Genomic DNA, 14,262 nt, shown 5'->3' with positions numbered 1-14,262 from the left:
TTATGAAATACATCATTTTTACAATTTTATGTTTTCTTTCTTTAAACTCAGTAAAAGCTCAAATGGATAAGATTACTGGTACGCCATTAACTGATTTACCAAATATATTCAACCAAAACGAATTTACTGTTGACATAATGGATGATATTGGCGTGGATCCCCTCTTTAATGTATATGTAGAAAAACTGAAAAGTTCCATTCAGAAAAACTATGAGTGGTTTTTAGAATATTCGAAAAAAATTAAACCAGGAAAATCTCTAGAATACCATCCAAATTTTGGGCTTTCAGAAAGTGAATACAAAGAATTTTTAGGAATGACTGGAGGTGTCGAATTACTATCTTCTGGCAAAGAAAAATTAAAAATAGTAAAGAATGATTCTATTATTCAATTGACTGGAATCAATAAGTTAAAAGCGCTCAGTAATATCAAAATTGATTTAAAAAACAATCAAGTTTTCTACAAAAGTTATACGCTTCCATTTAAACAAAACATACATGTAGATGATGCAGACAATGGATTTAAAAGTGAGTGGAAAGGTTATAGCTGGAGTTTTGAAGACCCAAATGCACCTGAAGAATTTGATTTAACTAACATAGAAAGTCTCAATATTAAAGTTGTAAAATTGACCATCGGGCAACTTAACAAAAATGGAAAGGTTTATATGAAACTTGAGGAAAGAATAATGGAAAATGGAGTTAAAACCATTGATATTCAAGTTCCTGTTATTTTTTAATTAATATAACTGCCAGCATAACTAACCATAAGCAAACACGTTAAATGCAATAAAACATGAAACAAATTATTATTTTCATCCTAGTTTTAGCATCCTTAAATTGTTTCTCTCAAAATTCGCTAAGAGATACAATAAGTGTTGTTAACGATTTTAATAATGATAATATTTCTGATTCATTAACGATTCATACTTTTAGAAAAACAGCAGAGTCAATAGACGTTTATAATAGTCTAACCAAACAATCCTTTAACATTGGTGGTAGAGGTAGCTATAATTGGTCTAAAGCAAACTTCCTTGAAATCATACCACTGCCAGAAGAGCTTGTAATTCCTGCAAATAAACTTTTACTAGATACTATTATTCAATACCTATTGCCTGATTTCAAAGAACCCGACCCTTCATTAGATTGGTTAATTGCTGGATACAAAACTAAAGTTATTGATACCACAGATACGCTTTTTTCTATGACTTTAACCTCTCCCATTTCTAGACATGATACTTTTATTTATCCAGAGGCATCATTCAAGATAATTTCTAAAGATACCTTACCTATTTTTTGGGATAGAGTTTGTAGTGAAGACTACTTGGAGTATAAACACGGAATTCTTGTCTATTATGGGCATAATCATCGCTCAAGAGACTTTGAATTTCAAACTGACACAATATCAAATAATTATGAAATATTTTCCACTTCTCATGGAGTATTTGCTAGAAAAGAGGGGAAATATTCTTGGCTATTTATTACCAACAGTACCTTGACAGGAGGTCCAGAAAAATTGAGATGGAAGTCAATAATTAAAACCAAGTATTTTAATAATCATATAATAGTACATCAGGTTGGTGGCATAGGAAATTATAATAAAATTTTTATCATTAATCTTGAAAACGGAAAAATTGGACTGCTTAGAATTGAAGATGAATACTTTTGCTTTAACTCACCTAAATGCTTTGACTTTGAAGTTAAAGCATCTGAACTTATAATTAATTCAAGAAGAACTGAAGCGTGTTACTATGATAAAGGAGCTATTGAAACCTTATCATTTGATATGGAACTCATAATAGAGAAATTAAAATAACAGCACTTAACAACGTGTATAACTCATTGCTAGATAACCTACTCGTAAACGAGCAAAGCGAACTAACGCAAGCTAAATTCGGCACATTTTCCTAATGACTCACTCCCTTTTACTATCTTAGACCAGCCAACATCATAAGTAACCATATATCTACACGCTAACTGCAAACTAAAAAAGAAGACGCAATTAAAAATGATTTTTAAAATACTGGACTTTTTAATAATAATCAACGCAATTCAAGGTGTAATATTTGCTTTAACCATATTGTTTTCTAAATATTTTAAAAATACTACAAACATTTATTTAGGCATTAGTATGTTAATTGGTGTATTAATTAATGCTCAATACTTTATGATGAAGTATGATTGGTATTCTCACTTTCCAAAACTTGCAATTTTCGAAGACATTGAGTTCGTATTACTTTTCCCTGTTACGCTTTTGTTTTATTACTTAAAATTTCTAAATCCATCTTTTAAATTAAAAGCAAAACACAAACTACTATATCTTCCCTTTTGCATATCAGTTATACTCAATCTATTTGTGGGAGGACATGCGCATTTTAAAATATATACTATCGACAACTTAACTTGGGTGCCAACATTTTATGCCATAGAATATTACGCTTCTATTTTATTAAATATAGTCATTCTAATTGTGGTTTATATGCTTTTATTTAGAAACAAAAGCGCTATAAAAATATTAGTACACCACAATTTAAAATGGATCAAATTGTTTTATTATTTTCATATTGTCTTAATATTTACATGGATTTCTCTGGAAATTTTGGGAAAACTATACCCTTACGAATTTACCTTTATCCTGTGGTTAGTTTTAACTACTTTTTTCTATTGGGTGGGCTATATAGGTATTTTTAAATTTAGGTTAGCTCAAAACAGATATGAAATAAGAAAAGTTATTGATAAAGAAATTAAAACCGAATATAAAAAACCATCCAAAAGCAAAAGCAGTATAAGTGATGAAGACAATAAATACCTTCAAGAGGTCAAAAATATTTTAGAACATGAAAAAATATATAGAAACCCTAAATTAAGTCGGCAAGATATAGCCGAAAAACTAGGAATAAGTGTTGGCTATCTATCACAAGTAATCAATAATAATTCGGAAAAGAGTTTCTCGGAGTACATTAATTATTATCGTGTTGAAGATGTAAAGAAAATGATAACAAATAAGGCTTTTGATAAATACAGTATACTTTCAATTGGCTTGGAAGCTGGATACAACTCAAAATCAGCATTTTATACTGGCTTCAAAAAAGAAACAGGACTAACACCATCCGAATATAAAAAAAGACATCTATCTTAAAATTCTAAAAAAAGTGTCCAATATTGTTCAATTATAACTTTTCAGAACTCCAAAACCTTAGTGTGATACTAATATTGCAGAAAATTTATAATAATAAAACAATGAACAAAACAATTAAATTCGTACTTATCGCACTAATCGCTATTATGAATCAATCATGTAGTAGTGATGATTCTACTATTGAAAACATTAATGAAACATTCATCAATGGCAAATGGATACTTGTAAAAACTACAGAAAACGGGTTAGATGTCGCATTAAATGTCTGTGACAAAATGAACACTATCGAGTTCATTGATAGTAGTAACGAAGTCATCCAAAAAACACATGTCTTAAATAGTGCAAATATTTGTGAAATTGATACCAATAGTACTGATACATATGTAATTAACGGAAACAACCTTGAAACTACAAGTACTACTGCTTTTGTAATAGAGCTAGGCAATACTAATGGTGTTCTAGTTTTAAAACACACTCAAAATGAGACAGCTATTGTAAATACATATAATAGGTTGTAGCAACACGGTGTTAAAAATCAACAAAGTATCACTATAATCCCGAATGGATTTGACTACAACATCATCCGTTTGGGATTATTATTGTCTGCCTAAACCTAAAATCCTAGCAGATTTTTCTCTGGCTCGTTTTCTTTTGCTAACTTAGTTTTGACCAACGTGATTAACTATTAAAGCTAGTCACTTTTTTGCTTGACGTTTTGAAAAAATGAAGCTGGCAAAAACAAACCAGTGAAAATAATCACCAATGATAAACCATACACGAACATGATGTGTTTCATTAAAACAAAATGAGAGAAATAGATTTAAACACTATAATGCACTTTGTTACTCGTACAGAAATGTACATCGGAGACGTTTCAGAAAATGCGATAACCTCTTTTATACGTGGATATGAAACAGGAACTAATTGGGAATGTAAATTCACTAAATTAATTAGTGAATTACTCGCTTCAAATTACGATTGTAGAAAAATGGCGATGGGATGGCCGGGACAAATAAGAGAGTATTCAAACAAGAGAAATCTCGATTGGATAATTGGATTTAGACAAATTACCCTAAAATATTTCTATAAAACTCAAGATTTTAGTTTTGAATCAGAATTCAAGAGCGTACTAAAGTCTAGAATTACATCTAAGATTGACCAAATTAATCTTAACTGGGTTCGTACAGGTTTTATGAAATGGAGCGATGAATGGATTGGATTAGTTGATTTAAATGAAGTGGAATTCCAATCGATTTGGACCGAAACGGAATTAAAATCACTAAAGTTATTAAATGCTGAAATAAATCGAATTTGGACTGATAAAACTGAATTAACAGATAGATTACTTGACTTAAGAAATGAATATCAAGCAATAACGAAATCAAACACAAACACCTTATAGGAAATTATATGGAGGAAGATTTTTGCTTTAGATGTGGAACTACTTTATTTTTTTCACAAGATTCTAATACTATTTTTTCTGGCGAATGTGAAAAATGTGGACAGGGTTACGCTAAAGAAAAAGGGAAAACATTAATTGAAAGTAGAAAAGATTCATCATTCGCCATTCTTCTTTACTCTATAATTTTTGAAACAGAAAACGTATCTAATGAGAAAATAAATAATATTTCATCGGCCTATCTTGAATATGATAAGAGATATCTAAAAGTATTAATTGAAGATATTGATGACGAACTAACGAATCCGAAACGGAAACTAACAAATTTTCATAATTTGCATGGAACAGAAGAAATAGCTAGAGATTATCTGAAGCGGTTGTCGGAGGAAATGAAAAAGCAATACACAACAACACTAAATCAAAACAATGGATAAAAAAATACTTGGGAATTTTATTATATACTTTCCAACCATCGCATATATAGCATATACTATAGTGATTAAAGAAAAGGGCTCTGGAATTGACTGGACTGCCATTGTAATTGCTGGATTTATTAGTATGATAAGCTATGCCATTGGAAACCGTATAAAAAACAAAGGTGAAATTGAATAAAGAAAAAAGAGCAATGAATAGAGAGAAAAAGCCTTTATACCGAAAAGTAAATACAAAAGCACGAGGAGTTCGGCATAATTTCGGAGGAGATTATAAAAATAATAGAAATAAAAAAAGGGAATCAATAGAAGTTGTAAAGGGCTCAATGCATGGCAAGAAAAATAGAGGGTTAGATTATACACCACTTTTTAAATTTCTCTTGTCCAAAGTTGGATATGAATGGAATCAAGTTTTTTCGGAGGCAAAATCTAGACTTGATACAACTGAACCAATATTCTGGTTGGTTGCAAACGATGAAAGCGATAAAAAAGACTATGTAAGATTGGGTGAATCAACCTATTTCTCTGGTTTATTTATTGATGTTGATGGCATTCTCCAACTCACAAATCCGAATCTTAAACCAAAGGATCTCACTCCGTTCTGTAACTGCTGTACGCATACGCTCAACGGAAAACTATTTGGAAGTGAATAGAACACCGCAACAAACAAAATGTATAACCAATTAAAGAAAAATCATGAATAGAAAAATAATTTTGCTCGGCCTTATTTTAATTTCATTCATTTCTTGTAAAGAGAATGAAAATGCTGAATTAACAGAACTCATTACTGTTGTTAATCAACTAAAAACTGATGATAACAATGAGTTTCTATCTACTTTAAAACCTTCTGAAAAGGGTTTAAGACTCATTTTTAAGGATGGAGAATCGGTTAATAAGGTAATCGCGTATTCCAAAATGAGATGGGCCGATATTAGTAAAATTCCACAAAATAGCATGAAACCATTAACAGAAAACGCAGAATTAAAAATACTGACTGTCTCAAAAAGCGAACTCAAATCTGGAATCACAAATGGATTTCCAAAGGAATATTTAACTATTGCGAATCATTTACAAGATGGAACAAAATTGTACGCTATGCAATATTTAAATGAGGACGGATCGGAACAGAAAATGCGATCAGTTTTTTTTAAAACTTCTGACAATTGGATGATTGTTCCTCTCGCTTATAAAGCATTTGAATAAACAAACTATAAAAGAAATGGAATGGTTAACAACCAAAACTGAATACGATGGTCTTCCACTCTACCTGAGACTGCCCAATTATAAAAATGTTTGGGAGTTCAGAGTAAAATACCCACAACTCGTATGTATAACGCACGTGTTTGACAGCGTGAAAGATAACGGATTACCAGCGGATGAATACAATAAATCGTTGATGGACTTTGACCGAGAAATTGTTAATCTTTTTGACCCAAACAAAAACGGAATTGTATTTTTAGTAGAAACTTATGGTGGAGCAAGAAATTATTGGTTTTATATAACCGATTCTAAATTCTTCTTTAATGTTTTTGAGGAATTAAAGATTAAGCACTCAGACAAAAAGTTAGAATTGGATTATCAGAATGATTCTCATTGGAATTTCATAAAAGATTATCCTATTAAATTATATAAACCTGAATAAAATCACATACACAACACGCTGTAAAGCATATATCAAATTAAGTGAATAGAGAACATCATTTATCATTTTGCAAAGTTTGTACTCATCAAAAAAAAGATTTTAGGAAAGGACTAATTTGCTCCTTGACCAACAAAAGTGCCAATTTTGATAATTATTGTCCAACATGCGATTTAGATGCATCTGAATTAGAAAAATATAAAGAAAACATTAAGAGTGAGATTGATGATAAATACCTGGCACATGGTATTGTAAAAACATTAGGTCTAAATGATGGTATTTTTACTAGGCCAACACTGACAAGGAATCCAAAATATAAATCAATAGACAAAACCCACAATCTAACTTTTAAAAACAGTGTAGGATATGATAGAGCTGCATTGACTTTAATGCTCTTGCCGTTCATATTTATTTTGGTTGTGAATTATGATGATATTGTAAACTTAAATTTGGATAATCGCGTTTTAATAGTCTTTGGTGTTCTTCTTATAACGATTCCAATTTATATATATCGAGCATTTTTTATGAAACATAAAGTCAAAATCAGAATAACCAAAACCGGAATTGAATATTACAGAAACCAAATAAGCTGGAATACTATAATTGACATTGGAATTCTAAAAGCTAAAAGCGCAAAAGCTAACGAACATAAAATTATTGTTGGAACAATTACTAAAGGTATTATTGAAATGAATTTGACAAGTCTCAATGTAAGTCCTGAAGAATTTTCAGACATCGTTATTCTAAATACGAAAAACGTGTTACAACAACACATATAGTTAATTGCTAGTTCTCACCTACTTAGAAAACCCTACCAATTTCCTTCTGGTCCGTTTTCTTTTATTAACTTAGTTCCAATACTACAAAACCATAAATGAATATGCTTCCAGTACTATGAGAAAAATTCTGTTCCCATTAATAATTCTACTTACACTCAAACTTTATTCACAGGAGAATATAGAGTTTAAAAAAGGTGAATTTAGTTTTTATTTGTCCAAGAATTGTAAAGAAAGTTACTGCATGATAAGTGAAATTAAAGTCTTTAGAAATGGTGACTTAATTCAGAATATAATACCAAGTAAAAATGAATTCTTTTATTCTTTAAAAAAGGAGTCAATATTGAAAATTGAAGATATGAACTTTGATAATCATATCGATTTTAGAATCCCTAAATCCAGTTATATGGATGAAAATGGTGGGTTTCCATTTTTATATTGGATTTTCAATCCTTCAAAAGGGATATTTGAAAAAAAATCAAGTTTTGAAGACATTACTTCCCCAGAATTCGATCATAAAAATGAAGAAATAATGTCCAAGCGCTTTGGATATCTTAATACAAAACATTTATACATATATAAATTAAAAAACAAAAAGCCAATTCTTACGGAAAAGCATATTGAAATGTACGTAAAACAAGGTGTGAAAAAATCAGAATATTGGAAACTAGTACATGATGAATTTAAACTAATTGAATCAAAAATTATTGAATAATAAAGAATCATGACTGTAATCCATCAACTGTCGTCATCATTAGGACAAAAAGGTAATGATGCCAATATAGCTCTAGCAAATGAAATAGCTAAAACCGAAAATGGTAATGCTATTAAAGAACTCGTTGAGAATCTAAAAAATGAGGATAAAAAAATACAAGCAGATTGCCTAAAAACACTTTATGAAACAGCGTATATAAAACCTCATTTGATTGCCAATTATTATCCAGAATTTTTGAGGCTATTATCAAACAAAAACAACAGGTTAGTTTGGGGAGGAATGATTGCCTTAATGACTATTACAGATTTAAAAAGCAAAGAACTATTTGCATCCATAGACTTGATTTCAAATACGGTAAATAAAGGGTCCACTATAACAATTGATTCGGGAGTTGAGATCTACGCAAAACTTAATAAACATAAGGAATATCAAGGTAAAGTAGAAAATCTGTTAATTGACCAACTATGGATATGCCCAATAAAACAATTGCCTAAGTATATGGAAAAATCACTTATTTCAATAACTGAATGGAACAAAGAGATTTATATAAAAATAATAAATGAGCGAAAACCGGAATGTGAAAAAGAGTCTCAACTAAAAAGACTCGATAACGTATTAAAACAGATTAATAAGATATAAAACACATGCTAATAACAATGACAAGAAATTTAGGTAAAATGAAAAATTATATTCATTTGCTATTATTCATATGCCCTATACTATTGTTTTCTCAATCCAATCCGTTCGCAAAACTTAAATATGATAAAGTTGTCGCTTATGAATTTCAAGGCGAAGGAGATGTCCTAATAATCGAATGTCTTAAGAATCAAAATGAAAAAATTAATAAGAACAAAGCCCTCTCAAAGAAAGAAACACAATCAATTGAACATATTCTAACTTCTGAAAAAGCATATGGGAAAGGCAAAGCATTTTGCTTTGATCCTCATTTTGCAATCGTTTATTATTTAAAGGATGAAATTGTATGTTCTATTGATATTTGTTTGGACTGTAATTCTCTGGTTTCATCAATAAAAATTCCCGCCACCAAATTGAAATATATTAAGATTGGTGATGACTATTCTTATCCAGCAGATGGATTTAGTAAAATTTCAAGAAAGCACATTTATGAGTTTTGTAAAGCACTAAACTTTGTCAAATATTTGAAACCACTAGAGTCAATTTATGACGATTAAATCACCTTGTCAATCTAGGAAAAAATGGATTATATAAATTAATGGTTACAAAAATTAAAGTATCTACGATATACGAATGTTCACTCGAAAGGGCATTTAAAACGCCCATGTTATGTGATCTTTCTAAGATTCATACTGGGTTTGGCATTTTGCCAAAGGTAACTCATACAACTGATGATAAAGACTGGGGTAAACCAAATTCAAGCAAAAAAGTTCATATGGCAAAATCGCTTTCTCAAAAAGGAGGTTTCGCTTCTATAGATCATATCATTGAAAGAAAAGAAAACCAGTACTGGATCATACAAGTTGATCATTTTCAGTCATGGATGTTGGGATTTTATAAGTTTGTTGGAGAATGGAGAACTACACCATTAGAAGGCAAAAAAATACGAATTGAATACACTTATTTTTTACATTCAAAAAACCCTATACTCTATCCTTTCAATTGGATTTTTGGAAAAACAATTTGGAAGATTTATATGAAACAAGTACTGGAAAATATTAGAAAGATGATTCACAATAAAGAACCTTATTTATATGACTAAATACATTTATCAACAACAAACTTCGTGCTCAGTAACAGACTTTCTTTTGTGAATTTCAATGCTGCAAAGCAACCGATTCGCTCCTATTTGCTATCTTAGTGCAAATACAATTAGATCATATATTTACCTCAACACCAATTCATAAGGAACAAAAAGTATGTCGAAGAAAACAACAGCCGAGCGCATAGCTAAAATGACTTTTGGTTCAATTTACCCGCATTACCTTAATAGACTGGAACGAAATGGAAGAACCAAGGAAGAGTTAAACCAAGTCATAGAGTGGTTAACTGGTTATGACGAAGATACATTGCAGGCAATAATCGCCAACAAAGTAACATTTGACACATTCTATGGCGAAGCAGAGTTAAACCCTAATGCTCGTCTTATAAAGGGTGTAGTATGTGGTTATCGCATTGAAGACATTGACGATCCGTTAATCAAAAAAGCAAGATATCTCGACAAATTGGTAGATGAATTAGCAAAAGGTCGTAAAATGGAGAAAATTTTACGAAAAGAAAAGAAATAAAAGTTCTAATACGACGTTATTAAGATTATTACAAAATTTCCTACAATTTTCTTTTGAGGTCAAACGATAAATCATATATTGCAACACCCTAATAATTAATTACTTGAAACCGAACTAAGCTACTTATCCCTCCCTTAGTTTGTTTCGCAAAAAGAAATAATTAATTAATTTAAAACAAAGCATTTTAATAAAAAAACATCGCTTAAAAAACTATGTGAAACTAGGGCTAGTATTCTTATGTCTCATATCCATTACTGTGGGCTGTCAACAGGAAGACTATGAAACTGAGCAAAGTTCTGAAACGCTCAAAAAGTCTCCTTTCAGTATGAGAATTGCATCTAAGGAAGAGATTAAACAGAATATTGGTATTTCTGACCATTTAAAAAAGTTATCACCAAAGACGAAATCTAATATGTTACATAGGGACGTACATAATTCTGATTATGATTTCATAGTAAATACTGATTTTTCTAAGTATATAGAATCTGAGGATGGGAGCTTCCATTCCTATACCTTCTTAATTGAACGGGAAGAAGACAACGGATTGGTTGAGAATTTAGTTTGTCTTTAAAACCTGATGGAACATATAAGGCAGATATCGCAGTATATGATTTCAGTAATGATGACCAAGTTGTAATCAAAACAGCTCCGATTGATGATTTAGACATATCTGAATATTTAGCTAGATTTACCTTTACCTATTCATGTACGAGCACCGTAACTTATACATCATCATTTAATGAAGATTGTACATGTCAGTATATTGAAATATTAGATGTTCAAACTAATTGTACTTACTCCTATCATAATGTACCTGAAGTTATCGACGCTGGTGATAGTGGCGGTGGCGGTGGTTGGAACACTACCGTTTGGACTTCAGGAGGAGGTGGTTCAGGTACTGGTAGCAGTAGTGGAGGCGATGATAATAATGACGATGAAGTTGTTACTTCTCCTTTAACACAAAATCACATAGATAAACTTACTGCACAAACTAAAGATAGCCTTATTAAAGCTCGTATTGAGCAAATGCAAAGTGATGTTAATTCTGTTGCTACTGAGCAAGGAAGTGAATTTAGAAAATTAGAAAATGGTCCACCAAATTACTCTGAATACGTTGTGCCTAGTTTTAATACCGATTTTGAATGGACAGATTTCCCATTAGCGGTTCCTAACTCTGAAGTAAGAGTCCACTTGCATCATAATGGTACGAATAATGAAGGAGGAAAATTAGCTACTGTTTTTAGCATGGAAGATATTGTAAAGACGGTTGGCTTTTATAAAGAAAAAAGTGTAGCTAATTTAGGAAACCTTATGAAAGCGGGAGGAAACATTTCTAATATTTTAGTCTCTCGAAGAGGGTTGTATGCATTGAGAGTAAATGACACTCAAAAGGCACTAGATTTTTACGATGCTATGACTGACCCATCTCTAAAAAATTCTGAAGGTCAAACTTTTCAAGAATTTGTCCTCAAGTCATTTGAAAGAGAAGTCATTAAAAAAACTCAACTCCAATGTGGGAGCTGTACTGAGGAACAAGAAGAAGCTCTTTTTGAATTAAACTTTACTAATTTCTTTAAAACACTTGACTCAGGTTTAAGTCTCTTTGTATCTTTAAGTACAGATTTCAACGGGGATTTTATTTGGGTCTTTTTAACTAATTAAAATACACTAATGATGAACACAAAAATATTAATTATAGCATTTCTTATTTCATGTGGAGCATATTCCCAAGAAACCATAGTGCCACTTGAAAACTTACTTGGCTACGAAAGTGAGCAAAATGAGGTAGTCTATTTTAAAGACGTAAATAATCTTTTAAATAAATATACTGGTAATTGGATATATGATGACGGTACTCATTATCTTAAAATTACTGTCACAAAAAAAGAACATCTTCCACAAGATTTTTTTGGTAAGTTATTAAACCCGAACTATGAAGATAATTTATCCATTAAGATGATATATAAATTGAATGGAGTTGAGCAATATAACACGACATCATTTGGGGCAACTACAGCTTTAATCAATGGAAACGTAATTGAATCAACAAATAAAATTTCATTAGAATATTACGAGCCGACTTCTAGCTGTAGAAGACAAAAACATGCGAACTTGACGCTTGAGTTCAATCCAAGTAATACCTTAGGAGGGAATGATACATTAGGATGGACTAGGACTAGTAGAATAAGTTATGTTTCACCTAATACAGAATGTCCAGATGGTACACTTGTGGATTCTTCAGATTTTATAATTCCTGCAAATTTAGTTCTTAGTAGAGAATAATAACATAATTTAACCCTTAACCCAACCAACCTTCTCTATCCATGCTTCGATACTGAATGGCTTCGGAAATGTGAGCTCCTGTAATAGTTTCCGATGCTTCCAAATCGGCAATAGTTCTCGACACCTTTAAAATACGATCATAGGCTCTAGCTGATAAATTTAACTGCTCCATGGCGTGTTTTAAAAGACTAAGCGAAGCATCGTCCAGTTTGCAGTAAGTTCTAATCTGCTTGGTGTTCATTTGCGCATTATAATGAACTGTATTAGAGGTTGCAAAGCGCATGGTCTGAACAACTCGAGCTTGAGTAACACGCTTTCTTATCTCTACCGAAGATTCTCCTTTTCGGTCATCAGATAGTTTATCAAAAGGAACAGGTGTTACCTCAATATGAATATCTATACGATCCAATAATGGTCCAGATATCTTGCTCAAGTAGCGTTGCATTTCAGCAGGAGAAGATGTGACTGGCGCATTCGGATCGTTAAAATAACCACCCGGACTTGGGTTCATACTAGCCACTAACATAAATGACGACGGATAAGTAACGGTAAATTTTGCTCTAGAAATAGTCACTTCTCTATCTTCCAAAGGTTGTCGCATCACTTCTAAAACCTCTCTTTTAAACTCTGGGAGCTCATCTAAAAATAAAACACCGTTGTGTGATAACGAGATTTCTCCTGGTTGTGGGTAACTCCCTCCTCCTACTAAGGCAACATTAGAAATGGTATGATGCGGACTTCTAAATGGCCGTTGCGCCATTAAGCCCGTATGGGCTTTTACACGACCAACAACAGAATGAATTTTAGTCGTCTCTAAGGCCTCATGCAATGTCATTGGCGGTAATATTGAAGGTAGTCGCTTGGCTAACATTGTTTTTCCCGCACCAGGAGGACCAATTAAAATAATATTGTGTCCTCCAGCAGCCGCTATTTCCATACATCGTTTAATACTCTCTTGGCCTTTTACATCACTAAAATCGAATTCTGGAAAATCTAAGTTTTTATAAAACTCCTGACGCGTATTGATAATGGTTTGTTCTAGGTCAATATTTTTATCAAAATAATCAATGACTTGTTTTATTGTATTTACTCCATAAACTTCTAAGCCATCAACAATAGCCGCTTCTTTTGCATTTTGTTTAGGGAGAATAAACCCCTTAAACCCTTCTTCTTTAGCCTTTACGGCAATTGGTAAAGCCCCCTTAATAGGTTGAAGATTTCCGTCTAGGGATAATTCACCCATAATGAGATAACGACCTAGATGCTCAGCTTTAATTTGTTTGGATGCTACAAGAATACCAATGGCCAAAGTAAGATCATACGCCGATCCTTCCTTTCGTAAATCGGCAGGTGACATATTGATAATTATTTTCTTTCCTGGAATTTTATAACCGTTATTTTGAAGTGCAGCGGCAATTCTAAAGTTACTTTCCTTTATTGCATTATCAGGCAAACCTACCAGATGATAACCAATACCTGAATCGACATTAACTTCAACGGTTATTGTTGTGGCTTCAACACCAAAAACAGCACTACCAAAAACTTTTTTGAGCATACACAGAATATTTTTCTAAATATAGAAAATATTCTACACAAAATATCAAAATCAAATCAAAATATAA

The 14,262-nt window shown here is 31.7% G+C and carries 20 protein-coding genes; 19 read left to right on the top strand and 1 reads right to left on the bottom strand.

Annotation, left to right across the window (positions count from 1 at the left end):
• Positions 1-2: 2 nt before the first annotated feature.
• The 19 genes from Q0893_RS17145 (at position 3) to Q0893_RS17055 (ending at position 12,640) form a co-directional block, all read left to right on the top strand.
• The gene (locus Q0893_RS17145) at positions 3-734 is read left to right on the top strand and encodes a hypothetical protein (RefSeq protein WP_299277982.1); all 732 of its coding nucleotides are present in this window, start codon (positions 3-5) and stop codon (positions 732-734) included.
• A 56-nt stretch (positions 735-790) separates the two neighbouring features.
• Positions 791-1,810 (top strand): hypothetical protein, encoded by a 1,020-nt coding sequence (locus tag Q0893_RS17140; protein WP_298903829.1) that lies wholly within the window; start codon positions 791-793, stop codon positions 1,808-1,810.
• Between the two features lie 192 nt (positions 1,811-2,002).
• Positions 2,003-3,133, top strand: a complete 1,131-nt coding sequence (locus Q0893_RS17135; protein WP_299277978.1) for an AraC family transcriptional regulator — start codon at positions 2,003-2,005, stop codon at positions 3,131-3,133.
• A gap of 101 nt (positions 3,134-3,234) precedes the next feature.
• Positions 3,235-3,651 (top strand): lipocalin family protein, encoded by a 417-nt coding sequence (locus Q0893_RS17130; protein ID WP_299277975.1) that lies wholly within the window; start codon positions 3,235-3,237, stop codon positions 3,649-3,651.
• A 287-nt stretch (positions 3,652-3,938) separates the two neighbouring features.
• Positions 3,939-4,535 carry a hypothetical protein gene (locus Q0893_RS17125; protein ID WP_299277972.1) on the top strand — a complete coding sequence of 199 codons (597 nt, stop codon included), beginning with the start codon at positions 3,939-3,941 and terminating at the stop codon, positions 4,533-4,535.
• Between the two features lie 8 nt (positions 4,536-4,543).
• The gene (locus Q0893_RS17120; RefSeq protein ID WP_299277969.1) at positions 4,544-4,966 is read left to right on the top strand and encodes a hypothetical protein; all 423 of its coding nucleotides are present in this window, start codon (positions 4,544-4,546) and stop codon (positions 4,964-4,966) included.
• Entirely contained in the window at positions 4,959-5,144 is a 186-nt protein-coding gene (locus Q0893_RS17115; protein ID WP_298903833.1) for a hypothetical protein, read from the top strand. Before Q0893_RS17120 ends, Q0893_RS17115 begins: the two co-directional genes overlap by 8 nt.
• Entirely contained in the window at positions 5,137-5,616 is a 480-nt protein-coding gene (locus Q0893_RS17110) for a hypothetical protein (protein ID WP_299277965.1), read from the top strand. Before Q0893_RS17115 ends, Q0893_RS17110 begins: the two co-directional genes overlap by 8 nt.
• Before the next feature lie 43 nt (positions 5,617-5,659).
• Positions 5,660-6,166: a hypothetical protein gene (locus tag Q0893_RS17105; RefSeq protein ID WP_299277963.1), complete on the top strand. Its 507-nt coding sequence runs from the start codon at positions 5,660-5,662 to the stop codon at positions 6,164-6,166.
• A gap of 16 nt (positions 6,167-6,182) precedes the next feature.
• A complete protein-coding gene (locus Q0893_RS17100; RefSeq protein WP_299277960.1) occupies positions 6,183-6,605 on the top strand; it encodes a DUF695 domain-containing protein in 423 nt (140 codons plus the stop codon).
• A gap of 122 nt (positions 6,606-6,727) precedes the next feature.
• Complete coding sequence (locus Q0893_RS17095; RefSeq protein WP_299277957.1) at positions 6,728-7,381, top strand: hypothetical protein; 654 nt, start codon at positions 6,728-6,730, stop codon at positions 7,379-7,381.
• Between the two features lie 241 nt (positions 7,382-7,622).
• Entirely contained in the window at positions 7,623-8,093 is a 471-nt protein-coding gene (locus Q0893_RS17090; protein WP_299277954.1) for a hypothetical protein, read from the top strand.
• Between the two features lie 9 nt (positions 8,094-8,102).
• A complete protein-coding gene (locus Q0893_RS17085) occupies positions 8,103-8,732 on the top strand; it encodes a hypothetical protein (protein WP_299277952.1) in 630 nt (209 codons plus the stop codon).
• 38 nt (positions 8,733-8,770) lie between these two features.
• Positions 8,771-9,286, top strand: coding sequence for a hypothetical protein (locus Q0893_RS17080; protein ID WP_299277949.1), 516 nt, complete (start codon positions 8,771-8,773; stop codon positions 9,284-9,286).
• A gap of 41 nt (positions 9,287-9,327) precedes the next feature.
• The gene (locus Q0893_RS17075) at positions 9,328-9,831 is read left to right on the top strand and encodes a hypothetical protein (protein ID WP_299277946.1); all 504 of its coding nucleotides are present in this window, start codon (positions 9,328-9,330) and stop codon (positions 9,829-9,831) included.
• Positions 9,832-9,988: 157 nt separating this feature from the next.
• Complete coding sequence (locus tag Q0893_RS17070; protein WP_299277942.1) at positions 9,989-10,357, top strand: DUF2200 domain-containing protein; 369 nt, start codon at positions 9,989-9,991, stop codon at positions 10,355-10,357.
• 214 nt (positions 10,358-10,571) lie between these two features.
• Positions 10,572-10,928, top strand: a complete 357-nt coding sequence (locus tag Q0893_RS17065; RefSeq protein ID WP_299277939.1) for a hypothetical protein — start codon at positions 10,572-10,574, stop codon at positions 10,926-10,928.
• On the top strand, positions 10,919-12,019 hold the full coding sequence (locus Q0893_RS17060; protein ID WP_299277936.1) for a hypothetical protein: 1,101 nt from the start codon (positions 10,919-10,921) through the stop codon (positions 12,017-12,019). Before Q0893_RS17065 ends, Q0893_RS17060 begins: the two co-directional genes overlap by 10 nt.
• A 9-nt stretch (positions 12,020-12,028) precedes the next feature.
• Complete coding sequence (locus tag Q0893_RS17055) at positions 12,029-12,640, top strand: DUF6705 family protein (protein ID WP_299277934.1); 612 nt, start codon at positions 12,029-12,031, stop codon at positions 12,638-12,640.
• Between the two features lie 16 nt (positions 12,641-12,656).
• Here Q0893_RS17055 and Q0893_RS17050 read toward each other — a convergent pair whose 3' ends face one another.
• Entirely contained in the window at positions 12,657-14,195 is a 1,539-nt protein-coding gene (locus Q0893_RS17050) for a YifB family Mg chelatase-like AAA ATPase (protein ID WP_298903839.1), read from the bottom strand.
• Between the last annotated feature and the right edge of the window lie 67 nt (positions 14,196-14,262).

This window comes from uncultured Psychroserpens sp. (assembly GCF_947494225.1).
In the GTDB taxonomy this organism is placed as follows: Bacteria; Bacteroidota; Bacteroidia; order Flavobacteriales; family Flavobacteriaceae; genus Psychroserpens.
The sequence above is the reverse complement of the archived record's forward strand: the minus strand, read 5'-3'. Positions and strand labels throughout refer to the sequence as shown.

Excerpts from the sequence above, each read along its gene's own strand:
- Q0893_RS17145 (WP_299277982.1), top strand. The coding sequence starts at position 3 with ATGAAATACATCATTTTTACAATTTTATGTTTTCTTTCTTTAAACTCA.
- Q0893_RS17140 (WP_298903829.1), top strand. The coding sequence starts at position 791 with ATGAAACAAATTATTATTTTCATCCTAGTTTTAGCATCCTTAAATTGT.
- Q0893_RS17135 (WP_299277978.1), top strand. The coding sequence starts at position 2,003 with ATGATTTTTAAAATACTGGACTTTTTAATAATAATCAACGCAATTCAA.
- Q0893_RS17130 (WP_299277975.1), top strand. The coding sequence starts at position 3,235 with ATGAACAAAACAATTAAATTCGTACTTATCGCACTAATCGCTATTATG.
- Q0893_RS17125 (WP_299277972.1), top strand. The coding sequence starts at position 3,939 with ATGAGAGAAATAGATTTAAACACTATAATGCACTTTGTTACTCGTACA.
- Q0893_RS17120 (WP_299277969.1), top strand. The coding sequence starts at position 4,544 with ATGGAGGAAGATTTTTGCTTTAGATGTGGAACTACTTTATTTTTTTCA.
- Q0893_RS17115 (WP_298903833.1), top strand. The coding sequence starts at position 4,959 with ATGGATAAAAAAATACTTGGGAATTTTATTATATACTTTCCAACCATC.
- Q0893_RS17105 (WP_299277963.1), top strand. The coding sequence starts at position 5,660 with ATGAATAGAAAAATAATTTTGCTCGGCCTTATTTTAATTTCATTCATT.
- Q0893_RS17100 (WP_299277960.1), top strand. The coding sequence starts at position 6,183 with ATGGAATGGTTAACAACCAAAACTGAATACGATGGTCTTCCACTCTAC.
- Q0893_RS17090 (WP_299277954.1), top strand. The coding sequence starts at position 7,623 with ATGATAAGTGAAATTAAAGTCTTTAGAAATGGTGACTTAATTCAGAAT.
- Q0893_RS17085 (WP_299277952.1), top strand. The coding sequence starts at position 8,103 with ATGACTGTAATCCATCAACTGTCGTCATCATTAGGACAAAAAGGTAAT.
- Q0893_RS17080 (WP_299277949.1), top strand. The coding sequence starts at position 8,771 with ATGAAAAATTATATTCATTTGCTATTATTCATATGCCCTATACTATTG.
- Q0893_RS17075 (WP_299277946.1), top strand. The coding sequence starts at position 9,328 with ATGGTTACAAAAATTAAAGTATCTACGATATACGAATGTTCACTCGAA.
- Q0893_RS17070 (WP_299277942.1), top strand. The coding sequence starts at position 9,989 with ATGTCGAAGAAAACAACAGCCGAGCGCATAGCTAAAATGACTTTTGGT.
- Q0893_RS17055 (WP_299277934.1), top strand. The coding sequence starts at position 12,029 with ATGATGAACACAAAAATATTAATTATAGCATTTCTTATTTCATGTGGA.
- Q0893_RS17050 (WP_298903839.1), bottom strand. The coding sequence starts at position 14,195 with ATGCTCAAAAAAGTTTTTGGTAGTGCTGTTTTTGGTGTTGAAGCCACA.